Origin of the sequence: Streptomyces sp. H27-H1 (assembly GCF_026627445.1) — a bacterium.
Classification (GTDB): domain Bacteria; phylum Actinomycetota; class Actinomycetes; order Streptomycetales; family Streptomycetaceae; genus Streptomyces.
Map to the genome: position 1 here is coordinate 51,224 of NZ_JAPNLJ010000007.1, position 20,609 is coordinate 71,832.

Annotated in this window: 16 protein-coding genes; 1 reads left to right on the plus strand and 15 read right to left on the minus strand. The window is 70.7% G+C overall.

What is annotated here, in order from left to right:
* Positions 1-420: 420 nt before the first annotated feature.
* Positions 421-3,567: an isoleucine--tRNA ligase gene (gene ileS / locus OTB20_RS09640; RefSeq protein ID WP_267816409.1), complete on the plus strand. Its 3,147-nt coding sequence runs from the start codon at positions 421-423 to the stop codon at positions 3,565-3,567.
* Between the two features lie 349 nt (positions 3,568-3,916).
* Here ileS and OTB20_RS09645 read toward each other — a convergent pair whose 3' ends face one another.
* From OTB20_RS09645 to OTB20_RS09715, 15 genes are all read right to left on the minus strand, one after another.
* Positions 3,917-5,176: a DivIVA domain-containing protein gene (locus OTB20_RS09645; RefSeq protein ID WP_267816411.1), complete on the minus strand. Its 1,260-nt coding sequence runs from the start codon at positions 5,174-5,176 to the stop codon at positions 3,917-3,919.
* 82 nt (positions 5,177-5,258) lie between these two features.
* Positions 5,259-5,555: a YggT family protein gene (locus OTB20_RS09650; protein ID WP_112450285.1), complete on the minus strand. Its 297-nt coding sequence runs from the start codon at positions 5,553-5,555 to the stop codon at positions 5,259-5,261.
* 60 nt (positions 5,556-5,615) lie between these two features.
* Positions 5,616-6,221 (minus strand): cell division protein SepF, encoded by a 606-nt coding sequence (locus tag OTB20_RS09655; RefSeq protein ID WP_267816413.1) that lies wholly within the window; start codon positions 6,219-6,221, stop codon positions 5,616-5,618.
* A 151-nt stretch (positions 6,222-6,372) separates the two neighbouring features.
* Positions 6,373-7,092, minus strand: a complete 720-nt coding sequence (locus OTB20_RS09660; protein WP_267816414.1) for a YggS family pyridoxal phosphate-dependent enzyme — start codon at positions 7,090-7,092, stop codon at positions 6,373-6,375.
* A gap of 3 nt (positions 7,093-7,095) precedes the next feature.
* A complete protein-coding gene (gene pgeF / locus OTB20_RS09665; protein ID WP_267816416.1) occupies positions 7,096-7,842 on the minus strand; it encodes a peptidoglycan editing factor PgeF in 747 nt (248 codons plus the stop codon).
* Positions 7,839-9,038: a cell division protein FtsZ gene (gene ftsZ, locus OTB20_RS09670; protein WP_267816418.1), complete on the minus strand. Its 1,200-nt coding sequence runs from the start codon at positions 9,036-9,038 to the stop codon at positions 7,839-7,841. Before ftsZ ends, pgeF begins: the two co-directional genes overlap by 4 nt.
* 279 nt (positions 9,039-9,317) lie before the next feature.
* Positions 9,318-10,166, minus strand: a complete 849-nt coding sequence (locus tag OTB20_RS09675) for a cell division protein FtsQ/DivIB (protein ID WP_324290354.1) — start codon at positions 10,164-10,166, stop codon at positions 9,318-9,320.
* A 31-nt stretch (positions 10,167-10,197) separates the two neighbouring features.
* On the minus strand, positions 10,198-11,292 hold the full coding sequence (murG, locus tag OTB20_RS09680; RefSeq protein ID WP_267755945.1) for an undecaprenyldiphospho-muramoylpentapeptide beta-N-acetylglucosaminyltransferase: 1,095 nt from the start codon (positions 11,290-11,292) through the stop codon (positions 10,198-10,200).
* Positions 11,293-11,298: 6 nt separating this feature from the next.
* A complete protein-coding gene (ftsW, locus tag OTB20_RS09685) occupies positions 11,299-12,711 on the minus strand; it encodes a putative lipid II flippase FtsW (RefSeq protein WP_267816420.1) in 1,413 nt (470 codons plus the stop codon).
* A 76-nt stretch (positions 12,712-12,787) separates the two neighbouring features.
* Positions 12,788-14,215: a UDP-N-acetylmuramoyl-L-alanine--D-glutamate ligase gene (gene murD, locus OTB20_RS09690; protein WP_267816422.1), complete on the minus strand. Its 1,428-nt coding sequence runs from the start codon at positions 14,213-14,215 to the stop codon at positions 12,788-12,790.
* Positions 14,197-15,267: a phospho-N-acetylmuramoyl-pentapeptide-transferase gene (gene mraY / locus OTB20_RS09695; protein ID WP_267755940.1), complete on the minus strand. Its 1,071-nt coding sequence runs from the start codon at positions 15,265-15,267 to the stop codon at positions 14,197-14,199. Before mraY ends, murD begins: the two co-directional genes overlap by 19 nt.
* The gene (locus OTB20_RS09700; RefSeq protein WP_267816423.1) at positions 15,264-16,688 is read right to left on the minus strand and encodes a UDP-N-acetylmuramoyl-tripeptide--D-alanyl-D-alanine ligase; all 1,425 of its coding nucleotides are present in this window, start codon (positions 16,686-16,688) and stop codon (positions 15,264-15,266) included. The genes mraY and OTB20_RS09700 overlap by 4 nt, the downstream gene beginning before the upstream one ends.
* The gene (locus OTB20_RS09705; protein ID WP_267816425.1) at positions 16,685-18,394 is read right to left on the minus strand and encodes a UDP-N-acetylmuramoyl-L-alanyl-D-glutamate--2,6-diaminopimelate ligase; all 1,710 of its coding nucleotides are present in this window, start codon (positions 18,392-18,394) and stop codon (positions 16,685-16,687) included. Before OTB20_RS09705 ends, OTB20_RS09700 begins: the two co-directional genes overlap by 4 nt.
* A 46-nt stretch (positions 18,395-18,440) precedes the next feature.
* Positions 18,441-20,447, minus strand: coding sequence for a peptidoglycan D,D-transpeptidase FtsI family protein (locus OTB20_RS09710; protein WP_267816427.1), 2,007 nt, complete (start codon positions 20,445-20,447; stop codon positions 18,441-18,443).
* Entirely contained in the window at positions 20,444-20,605 is a 162-nt protein-coding gene (locus OTB20_RS09715; protein ID WP_267816429.1) for a hypothetical protein, read from the minus strand. The genes OTB20_RS09710 and OTB20_RS09715 overlap by 4 nt, the downstream gene beginning before the upstream one ends.
* Positions 20,606-20,609: the final 4 nt, after the last annotated feature.

Below are 20,609 nucleotides of genomic sequence, written 5' to 3' on the forward strand. Positions count from 1 at the left end.
CCGGAGCGGCCCAACGGCCCATTCGGGTCATTCCAGCCCCCTCCGACGCCCCGCCGGCTCCCCCGCGCCACGCCCCGTAAACCGGTCCGCCGACCCGCCCCCCGGCCCGTACACTGGGCCCAGCGAGAGGCATGGACGGGGACGAGTAGCGTCGGACGCAGCCAGGAGCGACCCGGGGACGGTGAGAGCCCGGGGGCGAGCGCGATGCGAAGGATCACCCCTGAGCCGCCGGAAGAAAGCCCGCCGGGATTCCCGTAGGGCGAGTAGAACCGGCTTCGCACCCCAATGAGGGGGCCGTCGGACCACAGGTCCGCAGGCCAAGGAGGGTGGTACCGCGGGAGCAGGCGTCCTGGATTCTCAGGAGTGGCTCTCGTCCCTCCGGACGGAAGTGACACCCCGCCGGAGGAAGAGTTCAGCCTCATGACCACACCGCCGCAGTACCGCCCGGTACCCGCCCAGGTCGACCTGCCTGCCCTCGAGCACGCCGTCCTCGACTTCTGGCGCGAGAGCAAGACCTTCGCCAAGACGCTGGAGCAGTCCGAGGGACGCCCCGAGTGGGTCTTCTACGAGGGCCCGCCCACCGCGAACGGCATGCCCGGCGCGCACCACATCGAGGCCCGCGTCTTCAAGGACGTCTTCCCCCGCTTCCGCACCATGCGCGGCTACCACGTGGCCCGCAAGGCCGGCTGGGACTGCCACGGCCTGCCCGTCGAGCTGGCCGTCGAGAAGGAACTGGGCTTCAACGGCAAGAAGGACATCGAGGCGTACGGCATCGCCGAGTTCAACGCCAAGTGCCGCGAGTCCGTGACCCGCCACACCGACGCGTTCACCGACCTCACAACCCGGATGGGCTACTGGGTCGACCTGGACGACGCCTACCGCACCATGGACCCCGAGTACGTCGAGTCCGTGTGGTGGTCGCTGAAGGAGATCTTCAACAAGGGCCTGCTCACCCAGGACCACCGCGTAGCCCCCTGGTGCCCCCGCTGCGGCACCGGCCTCTCGGACCACGAGCTGGCGCAGGGCTACGAGACGGTCGTCGACCCCTCGGTCTACGTCCGCTTCCCGCTGACCTCCGGCCCGCTGGCCGGTCAGGCCGCGCTCCTCGTATGGACGACGACCCCCTGGACCCTGGTGTCCAATACGGCCGTCGCGGCGCACCCCGAGGTCACGTACGTCGTGGCCACGGACGGCGACGAGAAGCTGGTCGTCGCCGAGCCGCTGCTGGAGAAGTCCCTCGGCGAGGGCTGGGTGACCACCGGCGAGTCCTTCACGGGCAAGGAGATGGAGCGCTGGACGTACGAGCGCCCCTTCTCCCTCGTCGAGTTCCCGGCCGAGGCCCACTACGTCGTGAACGCCGAGTACGTCACGACCGAGGACGGTACGGGTCTGGTCCACCAGTCCCCCGCCTTCGGCGCCGACGACCTCGCGGTCTGCCGCGCGTACGGCCTGCCCGTCGTGAACCCGGTCCGCCCCGACGGCACCTTCGAGGAGGAGGTCCCGCTGGTCGGCGGGGTCTTCTTCAAGAAGGCCGACGAGAAGCTGACCGCCGACCTCGCCGCGCGCGGCCTGCTCTTCAAGCACATCGCCTACGAGCACAGCTACCCGCACTGCTGGCGCTGCCACACCGCGCTGCTCTACTACGCGCAGCCGTCCTGGTACGTCCGCACCACCGCCGTCAAGGACGCGATGCTGCGGGAGAACGAGAAGACCAACTGGTTCCCGGACTCCGTCAAGCAGGGCCGCTTCGGCGACTGGCTGAACAACAACATCGACTGGGCGCTCTCCCGCAACCGCTACTGGGGCACCCCGCTGCCGATCTGGCGCTGCGAGGAGAACCACCTCACCTGCGTCGGCTCGCTCGCGGAGCTGTCGGACCTGACGGGCACGGACCAGTCGGAACTGGACCCGCACCGCCCGTACATCGACGAGGTCACCTTCCCCTGCACGCACGAGGACTGCTCCCTGCCCTCGGTCCGCGTGCCGGAGGTCATCGACGCCTGGTACGACTCGGGTTCGATGCCGTTCGCGCAGTGGGGCTACCCGCACAAGAACAAGGACATCTTCGAGAAGCGCTACCCGGCGCAGTTCATCTCGGAGGCCATCGACCAGACGCGCGGTTGGTTCTACACGCTGATGGCGGTCGGCACCCTCGTCTTCGACAAGTCCTCCTACGAGAACGTGGTCTGCCTGGGCCACATCCTCGCCGAGGACGGCCGCAAGATGTCCAAGCACCTCGGCAACACCCTCGAGCCGATCGCGCTGATGGACCAGCACGGCGCGGACGCCGTCCGCTGGTTCATGGCGGCCGGCGGCTCCCCGTGGTCGGCGCGCCGCGTCGGCCACGGCACGATCCAGGAGGTCGTCCGCAAGACGCTCCTCACCTACTGGAACACGGTCGCCTTCCAGGCCCTGTACGCCCGTACGTCGAACTGGGCCCCGTCGGCCTCCGACCCGGCGCCCGCGGACCGCACGGTCCTGGACCGCTGGCTGCTCTCGGAGCTCCACACCCTCACGTCCGAGGTCACCGAGGCGATGGAGTCGTACGACACCCAGCGCGCCGGCAAGCTCCTCTCCTCCTTCGTGGACGACCTCTCCAACTGGTACGTCCGCCGCTCCCGCCGCCGCTTCTGGCAGGGCGACGCGGCCGCGCTGCGCACCCTGCACGAGGTCGTGGAGACGGTCACCCGCCTGATGGCCCCCCTCACCCCCTTCATCACGGAGCGGGTCTGGCAGGACATGATCGTCCCGGTCTCCCCGGAGGCCCCGGAGTCGGTGCACCTGTCCACGTGGCCGGTCGCCGACACCTCCGCGATCGACCCGGCCCTGTCCCAGCAGATGCTGCTGGTACGCCGCCTCGTGGAGCTGGGCCGCGCGACGCGGGCCGAATCGGGCGTCAAGACCCGCCAGCCTCTGTCCCGCGCGCTGGTCGCGGTATCGGGCTTCGAGACCCTCTCCCCCGAGCTGCACTCCCAGATCACGGAGGAGCTGAACGTCTCCTCCCTGGCCTCCCTCTCGGAGGTCGGCGGGTCCCTGGTGGACACCACGGCCAAGGCGAACTTCCGTGCGCTCGGCAAGCGGTTCGGCAAGGGCGTGCAGGACGTGGCGAAGGCGGTGGCCGCGGCCGACGCGGCGGCGCTGTCGCTGGCCCTGCGGTCCGGCTCCGCCGAGGTCGAGGTCGACGGTTCGCCCGTCACCCTCACCCCGGAGGAGGTCATCATCACGGAGACCCCGCGCGAGGGGTGGTCCGTGGCGTCCGACTCCGGCGCGACGGTCGCCCTGGACCTGGAGATCACCCCGGAGCTGCGGCTCGCGGGCCTCGCCCGTGACGCGATCCGCCTGATCCAGGAGGCCCGCAAGAACTCCGGCCTCGACGTGGCGGACCGGATCGCCCTGCGCTGGTCCTCCGCGGACCCGGAGGTCGTGACGGCCCTGACGGACCACGCGACCCTGATCTCGGACGAGGTCCTGGCGACGGACTACGCGTCCGGCGAAGCGGACACCACCTACGGCGACCCGTTCGAGGACGAGCCCCTCGGCCTGACGTTCCGCCTCCGCAAGGCGTAACCCCTCGGCCCGAGCGGCCCGTACCTCCCCCACCCGGGAGGTGCGGGCCGCTTTTCCTTCCCCCCACCCCACCCCTTCCCGAAACCGGCCCCACCCGGACCCGCGCCTCAAACGCCGGCGGGGCTTTGGCTAGCCGCGCCTACATGACCGAGCCCCACCGGCATGATCCAGCCCCGCCGGCGCTTGAGGCGACCCTTCAGCCCCGCCGGCGTCTGAGGCGCGGGGGCCCGGGGGCCGGCCCCGGCAACGGCGCCGCGCGGGGCAATGGAGCCGGAAACGGAAACGGGCCGGGCCCGGTGCCCCCGAAGGGGAACCGGGCCCGGCCCGACCGTCTGCCGACGGATACCGCTTAGTTGTCGTCCTCGTCGATCAGGAAGCCCCGCATGGGAGACGGCGCCTGCTGCATCGGCTGCGGAGCAGCCGGCCGCACCGGAGCCATCGGCTGCGTCATCGCCGGGGACATCTGCTGCTGGCCGCCACCGTAGGAGGGGGCCATCGGGGACGGACCACCCATCGGGGAGGGGCCGCCCATGGACGGACCACCCATGGAGTGCATCGCACCGGCCGGAGCCATCGACGGGGTCGGCGACGGCGGCAGCGCGGGACCGGCGGGGTTCCGCGGCGGGGCCAGCGAGTCGTCGGCCTGGGTCTCCAGCTGGCGCAGCTGCGACTCCAGGTAGGACTTCAGGCGGGTGCGGTACTCACGCTCGAAGCCTCGCAGGTCCTCGACCTTGCGCTCCAGCGTGGCGCGGGCGGACTCCAGGGAGCCCATCGCGACGCGGTGCTTCTCCTGCGCGTCCCGCTCCAGCGCATCGGCCTTGGCGCGGGCGTCCCGCTCCAGTCCTTCGGCGCGCGACCGGGCCTCGCCGACGATCTTGTTGGCCTCGGAGCGGGCCTCCGCGATCGCCTGGTCGGCGGTCTGCTGCGCGAGCGACAGGACGCGGGCGGCGCTGTCGCCACCGGGGCCCTGCTGCGGAAGCTGCTGCTGCTGGTGCTGCTGGTGCTGCTGCTGGTGCATCTGCTGACCCATGGGCTGCATCTGCTGCCCCATCGGCTGCATCTGCTGACCCATCTGCTGGCCGAGCGGGTTCTGACCACCCATGGACTGCTGCTGCATGGGGTTGCCCATCGGGCCGGGACCCTGCTGGCCCATGCCCTGCTGGCCCATGCCTTGCTGGCCCATGCCCTGCTGGCCCATCTGCTGCTGCCCACCCATGGTGTGCTGCTGCATGGGGCCGCCCATCGGGCCGGGACCCTGCTGACCGTGCCCACCGGGGCCGGCCGGAAGCTGGGGCGGGCCACCCGGAAGCTGCGGCGGACCCATCTGGGACTGCTGCTGCGGGGGGCCGGATATGGCCGCGGGCACGGGGGCGCCGGGGCCACGCTGGTCCTGGGGCTCGGGCTTGCGCATGCCCTGCTGCTGGTTCTGCGCAGCAGCACGCGTGGCGGCCGCCAGCTTGGCGCGCAGGTCCTCGTTCTCGCGCAGCAGGCGCGTCAGTTCGGACTCGACCTCGTCGAGGAAGGCGTCGACCTCGTCCTCGTCATAGCCTTCTCGCAGGCGGACGGTCGTGAACTGCTTGTTCCGCACGTCCTCGGGAGTCAGCGGCATGTCTTCTTCACCTCTACGTAGTCGTCGGCAGTGGGCAGGACCGTATCGGGACTGTCCCCGCGCCTGCGGGGAAGCTCATCGTTCACACGCTTCTCGCAGCGGTGCTCACGAAACTGATGAGGATGTAAACGATGATCATCAGAACAAAGAAGGACAGGTCGAGTGCCACGCCCCCGAGACGCAACGGCGGGATGAGCCGCCGAAGAAGCTTGAGCGGTGGATCGGTGACAGTGTAGGTGGCCTCCAGAACGACCACCATCGCCTTGCCGGGTGTCCATGAACGTGCGAACTGGAACACGTAGTCCATGACCAGTCGGAAGATCAGCACGATGAGGAAGCACATCAGCGCGATGTAAACCACTTGTAGTGCGACGCCCATCCCGCGCTTCCCTCTCCCCTGCTTCCGCCCTGTACCCGGTCCCGTATCTGACGGATCGGTCTAGCTTTGGTTGAAGAACCCGCCCTCCGCGATGCGGGCCTTGTCCTCCGCCGTGACATCGACGTTAGCAGGAGACAGCAGGAACACCTTCTGTGTCACGCGTTCAATGCTCCCGTGCAGACCGAACACGAGGCCGGCGGCGAAGTCGACAAGACGCTTCGCGTCCGTGTCGTCCATCTCCGTGAGATTCATGATCACCGGAGTGCCCTCACGGAAGTGTTCCCCGATGGTACGGGCCTCGTTGTAGGTCCGGGGGTGCAGCGTCGTGATGCGGTACGGCTCCCGCTCGGAGACGACCTTGGGCATGATCACGGGGGCGTTCTTCTCCAGATTCGAGCGTTCGGGTGTGATGGACGCCACGGGGGCGATTCGCGCGGGACGTCCGTTTTCAACCGGCATTGGGATGGGTTCCCTTGGCGCCGGAGGCTGGGTAATTCGTACCGGTTCGTCCGATACGGGTGCTTGGTGCGAAACAGGTTGCTGTCGCCGACGTTCCGGCTCCGGCTCGGGTTCGAACTCGTCGTCGGGGTCGTACCCCGGGTTGTCGTACCGGTCGTCCTCCACGAGGCCGAGGTAGACCGCCATCTTGCGCATCGCGCCGGCCATTCTCTGAGTCCTCCGCTCTGTGGTGGATCGCCCTGTCGCAGGTGTATCGCCGTGTCACGAATGTCACCAACTGCCCGCGATCCACGTGGCCTGTCCGCTCATCAGCGGAAATGACCATATTTTCTGCTGTGGTCCGACTTTCTTCGCGACGTTACCCGAGCCGGGGTCTCGCGCCGAGTACCGCAGTGCCGACGCGTACATGTGTCGCACCGGCCGCAACGGCCTGTTCCAGGTCTGCGCTCATCCCGGCCGACACCATCGTGGCAGCCGGATGGTGCGCGCGCAGGCGGGATGACAATTCCACCAGCCGCTCGAAGGCCGCTTGTTCGCGTCCCGCGAACCTCCCGGCCAGCGGAGCGACCGTCATGACCCCCTCGATGCGCAGTCCGGGAGCCGCCGCCACGAGGTCCGCCAACTCGGCGAGCTGCTCCGGCGCCACACCGCCACGGGCCCCCCGCTCACCCGACTCGGCGTCGAGGGCGATCTGCACCAGGCAGCCCAGTTCCCGTCCGGCCCCCGCCGCGGCGGCCGAGAGAGCCGTGACGAGCTTGGGGCGGTCGACGGACTGCACGAGGTGCGCGTATCCCGCCACCGAACGGACCTTGTTCGTCTGCAACTGACCGACGAAGTGCCAGCTGAGCGGCAGATCCGCGCAGGCGGCGGCCTTGGGGGCGGCATCCTGGTCCCGGTTTTCCGCCACATGACGGACACCCAGGTCCGCCAGCAGTCGTACGTCGCTCGCCGGGTAGGTCTTGGTGACCACGATGAGGGTCACCTCTTCCCTCGCGCGCCCGGCGGCCGCGCAGGCGGTACCGATCCGCTCCTGAACCCGGGCGAGGTTCTCGGCGAGCTCGGACTTACGATCCGTCATTCTTCAGTCCAACCAGACATATCCGGCAAGCCGCCCGGTCGTCCGGTCGCGGCGGTACGAGAAGTGATCCCGCGACTCCAGTGTGCAGAACGGGGACCGGCCGGTGTCGGCCACCCCCGCCTCCACCAGCTGCGCGTGCACCCCGGCGACCACGTCGACCGCCGGGGTACCCCAGCTCGTCTCGGCGTACGCGGCCGGCACCACCTCGGCGACCGCCGCCCGCATCTCGGCGGGAACCTCGTAGCAGCGCCCGCACACCGCCGGTCCGGTACGGGCCACGATGCGCGCGGGGTCGGCGCCGAGCGAGACCATCGCCTCGACGGCGGCGCCCACGACTCCGGCGACCAGCCCGGGCCGCCCGGCGTGGGCGGCTCCCGCGATGCCGGCGACGGGGTCGGCCAGCAGGACGGGCGTGCAGTCGGCGGTGAGGACCGCGAGGGCGAGCCCCCGGCGGGCGGTCACCACCGCGTCCACCGCGGGGCTGTGCTTGATCCCCCCGGCCTGGCCCGGGCCCCACGGGCCGTCGACCACCGCCACGTCCCGGCCGTGCACCTGGTTCATCCAGACGACCCGGTCCGGCGCGATGCCCAGCGCCTTCGCCGCGGCGGCCCGGTTCGCACGAACGGCGGCCGGGTCGTCTCCGACCGCGCCGCCGAGATTGAGCTCCTCGTACGGAACGGCGCTCACCCCGCCCCACCGGTCGGTGAAGGCGAAGTGGGCGCCGCTCTCGCTGTAATGCTCCAACGTCACTTCAAGAAGTCCGGGACGTCCAGCTCCTCGGCCGGGCTGTCCTGGTACGGCCGGGCCGTCGGGACCTGCGGGGCCGGAGCCTCCGCCACCGGGATCGGCTCCGAGCGGACCGGCTCCTCGCGCGGGGTGACCGAGCCGAGTCCGCCGAAGGCCGGACGGACCGGGTCGGCGGCACGGACCGGAGCCGGGGCCGGCTCCTCGCGCTTGGTGGACGACGCGCCGATGACGTTCTCGCGGCGGGCCGGGGGCTGTCCGCCGTCGAACCCGGCCGCGATGACGGTGACCCGTACCTCGTCGCCGAGCGCGTCGTCGATGACCGCGCCGAAGATGATGTTCGCCTCGGGGTGCGCGGCCTCGCTCACCAGCTGCGCGGCCTCGTTGATCTCGAAGAGACCGAGGTCCGAGCCACCGGAGATGGAGAGCAGCACGCCACGGGCGCCGTCGATGGACGCCTCGAGCAGCGGCGAGGAGATCGCCATCTCGGCTGCGGCCACCGCGCGGTCGTCGCCGCGGGCCGAGCCGATGCCCATCAGGGCCGAGCCGGCCTCGGACATCACGGACTTGACGTCCGCGAAGTCGAGGTTGATCAGACCCGGGGTGGTGATGAGATCGGTGATGCCCTGGACGCCCGACAGCAGGACCTGGTCGGCCGACTTGAAGGCGTCGAGGACGCTGACCTGGCGGTCCGAGATGGACAGGAGCCGGTCGTTGGGGATGACGATGAGGGTGTCGACCTGCTCACGGAGCTGGGCGATGCCGTCCTCGGCCTGGTTGGCGCGGCGCCGGCCCTCGAAGGTGAACGGCCGGGTGACCACACCGATCGTCAGGGCGCCCAGCGAGCGCGCGATGTTGGCGACGACAGGTGCGCCGCCCGTTCCGGTGCCGCCACCTTCACCGGCGGTGACGAAGACCATGTCGGCCCCCTTGAGGACCTCCTCGATCTCCTCGCGGTGGTCCTCTGCCGCCTTACGGCCGACATCCGGGTTGGCGCCGGCGCCAAGACCCCGGGTGAGTTCACGGCCGACGTCGAGCTTGACGTCGGCGTCGCTCATCAACAGCGCCTGGGCGTCTGTGTTGATGGCGATGAACTCGACGCCCTTGAGACCGACCTCGATCATTCGGTTGATGGCATTGACACCACCGCCGCCGACACCGATGACCTTGATGACTGCGAGGTAGTTCTGCGGTGCTGCCACGTCGAAGGCCTCTCGCCTCGAGTTACGTGTCGTTCGCCTCGCAGGCCTGCGGTGCGACGACTGATGCCGAAATTGGGACGGTTCGTACACGCCGACCCGAACCCTAACCCTGAAGTTTAGGGTTATGAGTGTGTCTGTTCCTTGGACTCTCCGAACAGGACACTAAGTCGACAAGTAGCGCGTGTTCAACGAACACGCCGAACCTCCCGTTTTTCTTTTCACCCTATGTGATCACCCGTATCGGTGGCCAACCAGGGTGCGACGCTGTTCGACCCCACGTCAACTACCGGACACCGCTGGGGCGGTGGGTACGCTCACGTCGAATCGGTCAGCCTTGGGCGAGGCCTTCAGGAGTGCCGTCAGGGCGCGGCCCTTCGCCTCGCCCTGTTCGCCGCTCCCCCAGACCACCGACCGGCCGCCGGTCAACTCCAGCACCACCGAGTCGTAGGACCGGACCTTGACCTGCACGGTCTCCTTGCGGATGGCTTCCGGGAGCCCGGCGGCGATGCCGACGGCCTCGCGCAGCAGCCGTTCCTCGTCGAAACGGCGGCCGCTCGGAGACTGCCGGGAGCTCAGTTCGAGGACCGGAACACCCGCGGGTGCTCGTCCGACCGTGTCGAATCGCACACCGGAATCGTCCACTTCAACGAACTGCGCGTCCTTCTTGATGAGCAGAACGGGCTTGCGTTCCGTCACCTTCAGCCCGATTCCGTGCGGCCAGGACCGCACCACATCGACCGAATCGATACGGGGCAGGCGGCCGCGGAGGCGGGCTTCGATCTCATCGGTGTCCACGGACACCAGGGGCGCCCCGACGGGCACGGCCGCCGCCGCCAGCACCTGCCCCGGGGTCAGGACCCCGGTGCCGGTGGCGGTGACCTTCTCGACCCGGAGCCAGGAGGACCCGTAGAGGACCCAAGTGCAGCCGGCGGCCAGGAACAGCGCGAGGGCCAGGCCGACGACCACGAGGGGTCCGCGACGCAGTCCCCCCGGGAGCCGCCCGCCGGGGCGCGGCCCCGGGGATCCCCCGGGGCCGGTTCCCTTGGGCGACTTGGGGGCCTTGAGGGGGCCGGAGCCCTTCCCCGCGGCTCCCGGACCGCCGCGCTGTGCGGTGCTCGCTCCGGCCACTCCTGTGCCTCCTGCGTCGGTGCTTCCCGCGTCAGCGGGCTCTGTTGGCTGCGATCGCCTCGTACACCATGCCGACCAGCAGCTCGTCGGCGTCCCGCCGGCCGAACTCGGCGGCGGCACGGGACATCTCGTACAGCCGGTGCGGGTCGGCGAGGACCGGGAGGACCTGGCTGAGCACCCACTGGGGTGTCAGTTCCGCGTCGTCCACGAGCAGGCCGCCGCCCGCCTTGACCACCGGCTGGGCGTTGAGCCGCTGTTCGCCGTTGCCGATCGGCAACGGAACGTAGGCGGCGGGCAGCCCGACGGCGGACAGTTCGGCGACGGTCATCGCGCCCGCGCGGCACAGCATCATGTCGGCGGCGGCGTACGCGAGATCCATCCGGTCCACGTACGGTACCGGGATGTAAGGCGGCATCCCGGGCATGTTGTCGACACGCGGCAGTTCGTTCTTCGGGCCGACCGCGTGCAGGATCTGGACCCCGGAGCGCTGGAGGGTCGGCGCGACCTGCTCGATCACCTCGTTGAGGCGGCGGGCGCCCTGCGAGCCGCCGGAGACCAGCAGCGTCGGCAGGTTGGGGTCCAGGCCGAAGGCGGCGCGCGCCTCCGGGCGGACCAGTGCCCGGTCGAGGGTGGAGATGGAGCGGCGCAGTGGGATGCCCACGTAGCGGGCGCCGCGCAGTTTGCTGTCGGGTGTGGAGACCGCGACGGCGTGCGCGTAGCGGGAGCCGATCTTGTTGGCCAGTCCGGGCCGGGCGTTGGCCTCGTGGACGATGATCGGTACCCCGAGGCGCTTGGCCGCGAGGTAGCCGGGCAGGGCCACGTAGCCGCCGAAGCCGACGACGCAGTCGGCCTTGGTGCGCAGGAGGATCTCCTCCGCGGCCTTGATGGTGCCGCGCAGCCGTCCTGGGACGGTGATCAGCTCGGGCGTGGGCCTACGGGGCAGCGGAACGGCCGGGATCAGTCCCAGCTCGTAGCCGCGCTCGGGCACCAGGCGGGTTTCGAGTCCGCGTTCAGTGCCGAGGGCGGTGATGCCCACGGAAGGGTCCTGCCTGCGCAGGGCGTCCGCGAGGGCGAGCGCCGGCTCGATGTGGCCGGCGGTCCCCCCACCGGCGAGTACGACATGCACCGAAATTCACCGCTCTCTGGACGGACGCTTCTTGACGCGCCGTCTCATCGACTTCCATCTCTGCCCGGTCCGTGGTCGGCCGTTCTTCGGCCTGCGCATCGCGAGCGCTGCCCGTGCCGCCGGCTCCTCTCGCGCGAAGGCGATGAGCAGCCCGACCGCGAACATGGTCGGCAGCAGGGCTGATCCGCCGTAGGAGAACAGCGGGAGCGGGACTCCGGCGATCGGCAGCAGACCGAGCACCGCACCAATGTTGATCACGGCTTGCGCCGTGATCCAGGTTGTCACGCCTCCCGCGGCAAACCGTACGAAGGGTTCCTCCGTGCGTCCGGCCACGCGGATACCCGCATAGCCTAGGGCCGCGAACAGGGCGAGCACCGACAGCGTCCCCGCCAGACCCAGTTCCTCGCCGGTGATGGCGAAGATGAAGTCGGTGTGGGCCTCTGGCAGTTGCCCCCATTTTTCCACACTGGCACCCAGGCCGGAACCGAACCATCCGCCCGATGCGAGGGCGTAGATTCCGTGGACGGCCTGCCAGCACAGGTCGTTCTTGCCCGGTTCGGTCGCTCCCAGGCAGGCGAGCCGGTCCATGCGGTGCGGACTGGTCTTGATCAGCAGTGCGATGAGTACGCCCGCGAGGCCCAGTACCCCCACGAACATCCGCGTCGGCGCCCCGGCCAGCCACAACAGGCCGAACAGGATGGCACCGAGGATCATCGCGGTGCCCATGTCCCCGCCCAGCATGATCAGCCCGAGCAGCAGGAAGGTGACCGGGACCAGCGGCACCAGCAGGTGTTTCCACTGGCTCAGCAGGTCCTTGTCGCCCTTGCGCGCCAACAGGTCGGCGCCCCAGAGGATGAGGGCCAGTTTGCCGAACTCACTGGGCTGGAGCATGAACGGACCGCCGAGGGAGATCCAATTCTGGTTGCCCTTGATCGAGACGCCCACCCCCGGAACCTGGACCAGGACCATCAGGAAGAGCGTTCCGGCGAGCACCGGATAGCACAGCGCCCGGTGCAGTTTGACGGGCATCCGGGAGGCGATCAGCAGCAGTCCGGTGCCGATCAGGGCCGCCAGGAACTGCTTCTTGAAGAAGTACGCGCCTCCCAGGCCGAGCTGGAGCGCCGTGATCATCGAGGCCGAGTAGACCATCACCAGGCCGAGCACGGTGATGAGCAGTGAACTGCCGAAGATCAGGTAATACGCCGTGAGCGGGCGGTCCCAGGCCTGGGTCAACTGACGTTGCGTACGTCGCAGCCGGGTCAGCGGCCCGCCCCCGGCGGGCCGCCGCGGACGCGCCGCGGGGCGCCCCCGGCCCAGCACCTTGCCGGCCCTGGGCGCTCTGGGTCTCACGTCCTTGACGGCTTTGTCGGCCTTGGCGGCGGACGGCCGCCTCCCCGGCAGCACTTGCTTGGCCGGCATCTGTGATCTTCCCCTCCAACTCGTACGGGCGAGCAGCCGGCCGGCCGGAGGGAACCTGCCCTGGATCGGTCCGGACCTAGGCCCGCTCGGCGGCCAGTTCGCGCACCGCGTCGGCGAACGCGTCCCCACGCTTGCCGTAGTTCGTGAACATGTCCATCGAGGCACAGGCAGGTGCCAGCAGAACCGTGTCGCCGGGCTCCGCGAGCCGGGCCGCTTCCCGGACCGCCGCGAGCATCGCCCCAGTGTCGGTCCGTCCGAGGTCCACGACCGGGACCTGCGGGGCGTGTCGCGCCAGTGCCTCGGCGATCAGCGCCCGGTCGGCGCCGATGAGCACGACGCCCCGCAGCCGCTTCGCGGCCTTCTGTACGAGCTCGTCGAAGGTCGCGCCCTTGGCGAGGCCGCCGGCGATCCAGACGACCGGCTCGAAGGCCGCCAGGGAGGCCTCGGCGGCATGGGTGTTGGTGGCCTTGGAGTCGTCCACGTAGGTGACCCCGCCCACCTCGTCCACGTGGCTGACCCGGTGGGCGTCCGGCCGGAAGTCACGCAGTCCGTCGCGGACGGCGCGCGGGGGCACGCCGAAGGCGCGGGCCAGGGCGGCCGCGGCGAGGGCGTTGGCGATGTTGTGCGGGGCCGGCGGGTTGACGTCCGCGACCTCGGCGAGTTCCTGGGCGTTCTTGTGCCGGTTGTCCACGAAGGCCCGGTCGACGAGGATGCCGTCGACGACGCCGAACATGGAGGGGCCGGGGGCGCCGAGGGTGAAGCCGATGGCGCGGCAGCCCTCTTCCACGTCCGCATCGACCACCAGGTCCTCGGTGGCCTTGTCCGACGCGTTGTAGACGCAGGCCACCGTGTTGCCCTCGTAGATCCGGCCCTTGTCGGCGGCGTACGCCTCCATCGAGCCGTGCCAGTCGAGGTGGTCCGGGGCCAGGTTCAGGACGGCCGCGGAGTGGGGGCGTACGGAGGGCGCCCAGTGCAGCTGGTAGCTGGAGAGCTCGACGGCGAGTACGTCGTACTGCTCCTCGCCGAGCACCACGTCGATGATCGGGGTGCCGATGTTGCCGACGGCCACCGTCCTGAGCCCGGCCGCCTTCAGGATCGAGGCGAGCATCTGGGTGGTGGTGGTCTTGCCGTTCGTTCCGGTGATCGCCAGCCAGGGGGCGGCGTCCGGACCGCGCAGCAGCCAGGCGATCTCCACGTCGCCGACCACGTCCACGCCGGCCGCGGCGGCCGCCGCGAACAGCGGGCTGTCGGGCTTCCAGCCGGGCGAGGTGACGACCAGGTCGGTCCCCTCGGGCAGGGTCTGCGCATCCGCGAGGCGTACGCGGACACCCGCCGCCTCCAGCTCGGCGGCCCGCGCGCGGTGCCCCTCGCTGTCGCCGCCGTCCACGACGGTCACGACCGCGCCGAGGCCGGCCAGGGCGCGGGCGGCGCTGATGCCGCTCACGCCGAGGCCGGCAACGGTGATGTTCTTGCCGTGCCAGGCGGTCACTTGTCGGCTGCCCATCCCGCGTAGAAGAGTCCGAGGCCCACGATCACGCACATGCCCTGGATGATCCAGAACCGGACCACGACAAGGACTTCGGACCACCCCTTGAGCTCGAAGTGGTGCTGCAGCGGCGCCATCCTGAAGACGCGCTTCCCGGTCATCTTGAAGGAGCCGACCTGGATGACGACCGACATGGTGATCAGGACGAAGAGGCCGCCGAGGAGCGCCATCAGGAACTCCGTGCGGGAGCAGATCGCGAGGCCCGCGAGTGCGCCGCCGAGGGCCAGCGAACCGGTGTCGCCCATGAAGATCTTGGCGGGCGAGGTGTTCCACCACAGGAAGCCGAAGCAGGCGCCCATCAGGGCGGCGGCGACGACCGCGAGGTCCAGTGGGTCGCGTACCTCGAAACAGGCGGCCGGGTTCGTCAGGGTCTGCGCGTTGGCGCAGGACTCCTGGTACTGCCAGACGCCGATGAATGTGTAGGCGCCGAAGACCATCACCGCGGCGCCGGTGGCGAGGCCGTCGAGGCCGTCGGTGAGGTTCACGCCGTTGGACATCGCCAGGATCATGAACAGCGCCCAGACCACGAACAGCACCGGGCCGATCTGCCAGCCGAAGTCCGTGACGAACGACAGCTTGGTGGAGGCCGGGGCGAGCCCGCGCGCGTCCTTGAACTGCAGCGCCAGCACCGCGAAGGCGATGCCGACGATCAGCTGGCCGGCCATCTTGGCCTTGGCCCGCAGACCGAGCGAACGCTGCTTGACGATCTTGATGTAGTCGTCGAGGAAGCCCACCACGCCCATGCCCGCCATCAGCAGGAGCACGAGCAGACCCGAGAAGGTCGGCTGACTTCCGGTGATCACCTTGGTGAGGGCGTACGCGATCAGCGTGGCCAGGATGAAGGAGATACCGCCCATGGTGGGCGTGCCCTTCTTCCCGGCGTGGCCGCGTGGGCCGTCGTCCCGGATGAACTGGCCGTAGCCCTTGCGGGCCAGACCCTTGATCAGCAACGGGGTGCCGATGAGCGTGAGAAAGAGTCCGATGACTCCGGAGAACAGGATCTGCCTCATCGGCCGGCGACCTCGCCCTCGCGCTCCAGCAACGCCAGCGCGACCCGCTCCAGACCAATGGACCTGGACGCCTTCACCAGCACGACGTCACCCGGGCGCAGTTCACTGCGCAACAGGTCGACCGCCGCCTGCGCGTCGGACACGAGCACCGACTCCTCACCCCACGAACCCTCGTTATATGCGCCCAGTTGCAGCCAGGACGCTTCCCTGCCCCCGACTGCGACGAGCTTGCTCACGTTGAGCCGGACGGCAAGCCGTCCCACCGCGTCGTGCTCGGCCAGTGACTCGTCACCGAGCTCGGCCATGGGGCCGAGCACCGCCCACGTACGTCCCCCGTTGGCCCTTGCGGTGCCGCCCATCGCGGCAAGCGCGCGCAGGGCGGCCCGCATGGACTCGGGGTTCGCGTTGTAGGCGTCGTTGACGATCGTCACGCCGTCCGCCCGCTCGGTGACTTCCATCCGCCACCGGGACAAGGTGCCCGCCCCGGAGAGCGCGGTGGCGATCTCCTCGACGGACATGCCCAGTACATGGGCCACGGCGGCCGCGGCGAGCGCGTTCGACACGTGGTGCTCACCGTACAGCCGCAAGTTCACTTCGCCGCACCCGGTGGGTGTGTGGAGTGTGAAGGAGGGCCGGCCCGCCGGTGTCATCCGCACATCGGTGGCCCGTACCTCGGCATCCTCGGCCTCGCCGAAGAGGACCGTACGGGCCTTCGTGCGGGCGGACATCGGGCGGACCAGCGGGTCGTCGGCGTTCAGGACGGCGATGCCGCCGTCGGCCTCCGCGGGCAGGGCTTCGACCAGCTCCCCCTTGGCCTGGGCGATCTGCTCGCGGCCGCCGAACTCCCCGATGTGGGCGGTGCCGACGTTCAGGACGAGGCCGATGCGCGGGGGCGTCAGGCCGGTGAGGTAGTCGATGTGGCCGATCCCGCGGGCCCCCATCTCCAGCACCAGGTGCCGGGTGTCCTCGGTGGCCTTCAGGGCGGTGAGCGGCAGGCCGATCTCGTTGTTGAGGGAGCCGGGCGTCCACACCGTGGGCGCGTGGGTCTGGAGCACCTGCGCGATGAGGTCCTTGGTGGAGGTCTTCCCGGCGGAGCCGGTCAGCGCCACCACGTCGGTGCCCAGGCGCTCGACCACGGCCCGGGCGAGGGCGCCGAGCGCCTTCTCCACGTCGGGGACGACCACGGCCGGTACGCCGACGGGCCGGGCCGCGAGCACGGCCGCGGCGCCGGCCGCGACGGCGCGCTCGGCGTAGTCGTGGCCGTCGACCTGCTCGCCGGCGAACGCGGCGAACAGGCTGCCGGGCTCCACCTGGCGGGAGTCGATGACGACGGGCCCGGTGATGCGGACGGACGGATCGGGTATGTCGTGGGGCCGCCCGCCGGTGATGTCGGCGATCTCGGCGAGGGAGAGGGCGATCACTGGTTCACCTCGGCCTGTCGGGTTCGCTGGCGTGCTTGGGTCTCGATGGCCGCACGCAGGACCGCCCGGTCGTCGAAGGGGCGTACGACGCCCGCGATGTCCTGGCCCTGCTCGTGGCCCTTGCCGGCCACCAGTACGGTGTCGCCCGCCTCGGCGCGCGCGACGGCGGCGGCGATGGCCGCCGCCCGGTCGGCGTCGACGAGTACGGCGCCCCGCTCGGCGGTCGGCACGGACACGGCGCCCCGGAACATCGCCGCGAGGATCGCGAGGGGGTCCTCGGAGCGGGGGTTGTCGGAGGTCAGTACGGCGGTGTCGGCGAACCGGGCGGCGGCCGCCCCCATGGGGGCCCGCTTGGTGGTGTCGCGGTCGCCGCCGCAGCCCAGTACGACGTACAGCTTGCCGGTGGTGACCTCGCGCAGGGCCCGCAGGACCGATTCGACGGCGTCCGTCTTGTGCGCGTAGTCCACGACGGCCAGGTACGGCTGCCCCGCGTCGACCCGCTCCAGCCGGCCGGGCACCCCCGGGACCGCGGCGACGCCGTCGGCGGCGGTCTGCGGGTCGAGGCCGGCGGCGGCGAGCGTGACGATGGCGGCGACGGTGTTGGCCACGTTGAACGGACCGGGCAGCGGGGCCGTGGCCCGGACCCGTTCGCCTCCCGGACCCACCAGGGTCAGGGTCGAGTCCATGTGGTTCGAGACCACTTCCTCGGCGCGCCAGTCGGCGGCCGGGTCGCCCGTGGCGGAGAAGGTGACGACCGGGATCGGCGACTCCTTGGCGAGGCGTCGGCCGTACTCGTCGTCGATGTTGACCACGCCGAGGCGGGCGCGGCGCTCGGTGAAGAGCTGCGCCTTTGCCTGGAAGTAGTCCTCCATGTCGGAGTGGAACTCCATGTGCTCCGGGCTCAGGTTGTTGAAGACGGCCACGTCGAAGACGCAGCCGTCCACCCGGCCGAGCACCAGGGCGTGGCTGGAGACCTCCATGGCGACGGCCTCGACGCCGCGTTCGCGCATGACCGCGAAGAGAGCCTGCAGGTCGGGGGCCTCGGGGGTGGTGCGCTCGGACTTGATCCGCTCGTCGCCGACGCGCATCTCGACGGTGCCGATGAGCCCCGTCCTGCGTCCGCCCCCGCGCAGGCCGCCCTCGACGAGGTACGCCGTGGTGGTCTTGCCCGAGGTGCCGGTGATGCCGATCTGGAGGAGGGCCTCGCCCGGCCGTCCGTAGACCGCGGCGGCCAGTTCTCCCAGCTTCGCGCGCGGTTCGTCGACGGCGAGGACGGGGAGTCCGGTGGCCGCGGCGCGCTCCGCGCCGCCCGGGTCGGTCAGCACGGCGGCGGCGCCGAGGGCGGCCGCCTGCGCCGCGAAGTCCGCGCCGTGCGCCTTGGCGCCCGGCAGGGCCGCGTACAGGTCTCCGGGGCGCACGGCACGGGAGTCGTGCGTGATGCCGGTGATCCGCGTCAGAGCGTCGTGGGCGCCATGGGCTTCGACTCCCAGCAGCTCCGCCAGCTCGCCGAGGGGAGTCGGGCGGACGGACAGGGGACGTGGCGCTCCCGGCGGCGCTGCCGGTGCGTCGTTCTGGGTGGTTCTGGGCTGATCAGCGTGGGACACGGCGGTGAGCGTACCGGGCGCGGCGGGGCGCTCGCGAAGCGAGGGCCCGGCCTCGGGGGCGGCGGACGCGTGGTTCCCGGATTCGGGGGTGATCGTTGTCACTGATGGTGCCTCACGCTTTTCTGGGGCGGGCCGGCCTGGGCGGCGGTCACTGACCCGGCTTCGGGCTCGGCTGGGAGCCGGGCTGCGCGCCGGATTCGTAGGTGACCGGGAGTCCGGCGGGAGCGGTTCCGGTGGGGGCGACCTGGAGGGTTTTGAGGGCGAACTCCATGACCTTCTTGTAGATGGGCCCGCAGATCTGGCCGCCGAAGTAACTGCCCTTGGTGGGGTTCTGGATGGCGCAGTAGACGGTGATGCGGGGGTTGTCCGCAGGTGCGAAGCCCGCGAAGGAGGCGGTGTAGCCCTTGTAGCGGCCGGTGGCCGGATCCACCCGGTTGGAGGTGCCGGTCTTGCCGCCGACCCGGTAGCCGGGGATGCGGGCCTTGGTGCCGGTGCCCTCCTGGTCGTCGACCACCGACTCCAGCATGCCCGCGAGGGTCTTGGCGGTCTCCGCGCTGACCACGCGGTTCTGCGGCGGCGCCGGGGCCGGGGTGAAGCGGCCGTCGGGACCCTTGGTGCCGCGGACCAGGGTCGGCTGGACGCGGACGCCTCCGTTGGCGATGGTCGAGTACACGGAGGCCGCCTGCATGGCGTTGAGGGACAGGCCCTGGCCGAAGGGGATCGTGTACTGCTGCGAAGTGGACCATGCTTCGGGCTTGGCGAGGATGCCGCGGGATTCGCCGGGGTAGTTCAGGCCGGTGGGCTGCCCGATGCCGAATTTGGTCAGGTACGAGGACAGGACCTTGTTCGCCTCGGTCTGTGTCGGGCCGAGCTGGCCGGTGGCCAGGATGGTGCCGATGTTGGAGGACTTGGCGAGGACCCCGTTGAGGGTCAGGTACCAGGTCGGGTGGTCGATGTCGTCCTTGAACAGCCGGTCGCCGCGGTGCAGCCGGTTGGGGACCTCGACGTGCGTGTCGGGGCCGGCCTTCTTCTCCTCCAGGACGGCGGCCATCGACATCACCTTGGCGGTGGAGCCGGGCTCGTACACGTCCTGGAGGGCGGCGTTGCCCATCGCCGCGGAACTGGCCTTGGAGAGGTCGTTGGGGTCGAAGCCCGGGGCGTTGGCCATGGCGAGGACCTCGCCGGTTCGGGTGTCCTGGACGATGACGTACCCGCGGTCGGCCTCCGACTTGGCGACCTGCTCGGTGATGGCGCTCTGCGCGGCCCACTGGATGTCGCGGTCGATGGTCAGCTCGATGTCCTCGCCGGGCACGGCGGGCTTCTCGCTGGAACCGGCCGTCGGCACGCGGCGGCCGCCCGACTGGGCGTACGTGAGCGTGCCGTCCTTGCCGGACAGCTTCTTGTCGAGGGAGGACTCCAGGCCGCCGCCGCCCTTGCCCTCGGCGTTGACGTAACCCAGTATCCCGGCGGCGAGGTCGCCGTTCGGGTACACGCGCTTGCTGCTGTTCTCGTTGAACACGCCGGCCAGGACGTTGGCGCCGGGGCCGCTGTTCTTCTTGTCCGCGGAAGCCTTCTCGGCGAAGACCTTCTTGAGGCCCTTGATCTGGTTCCAGACCTGTGGGGTCTGGCGGCGGGCGAGGACGACGTAGCGGGTGTTCTTCGTCTTCAGGCGCTCGGTGAGCTCCTGGGCGTCCTTGCCGATGATCGGGGCGAGGAGGGCGGCCGCCTGCTCGGGGGCGTCGGGGGCCTTGCTCTCCTGCGCGGTGAACATGTGCGGGTCGGCCGTGATGTCGTACGCGTCCACGCTCGTGGCCAGGGCCACGCCCTTGCGGTCGGTGATCTCCCCGCGCTCGGCGGCCAGGGTGTAGCTGGCGAAGCGGTTCTCGGAGGCCTTGGCGGAGTACGCGGACGCGTCTACGGCCTGGACCTGGAGGAGCCGTACGACGAACGCGAGCATGACTAGCGTCAGGCCGACGCTGACCAGCCGCAGGCGGGGCTTGGGGGCGCCGAGGCGGATCGTGTGCGGTGTGCGCGCGGGGGCGGGGCGGCGGGTCGCGGGCCTGGAGGCCGGCCGGGCCGAGGCCCGCGACCGGTCCCCGGCGGGGCGGGGCCGCCCGGGCCCCGGTACCCGGCGCCGCGGCTCCTGCGGGCTCACGCGAGGGCCCCGCGCGTCTGCGTCGCCGCCGCCGGGGCGCGGCCCGGCGGGGGCCGGTCCCCGGCTACGGCGCCGTACGCGGCGGCGGGTCCGGGGCGGAGCTCCGGGGAACGCGGGAAGGTCGGGGTGGGGACCGGCCCCGCAGGGGTACGCGTCACGACG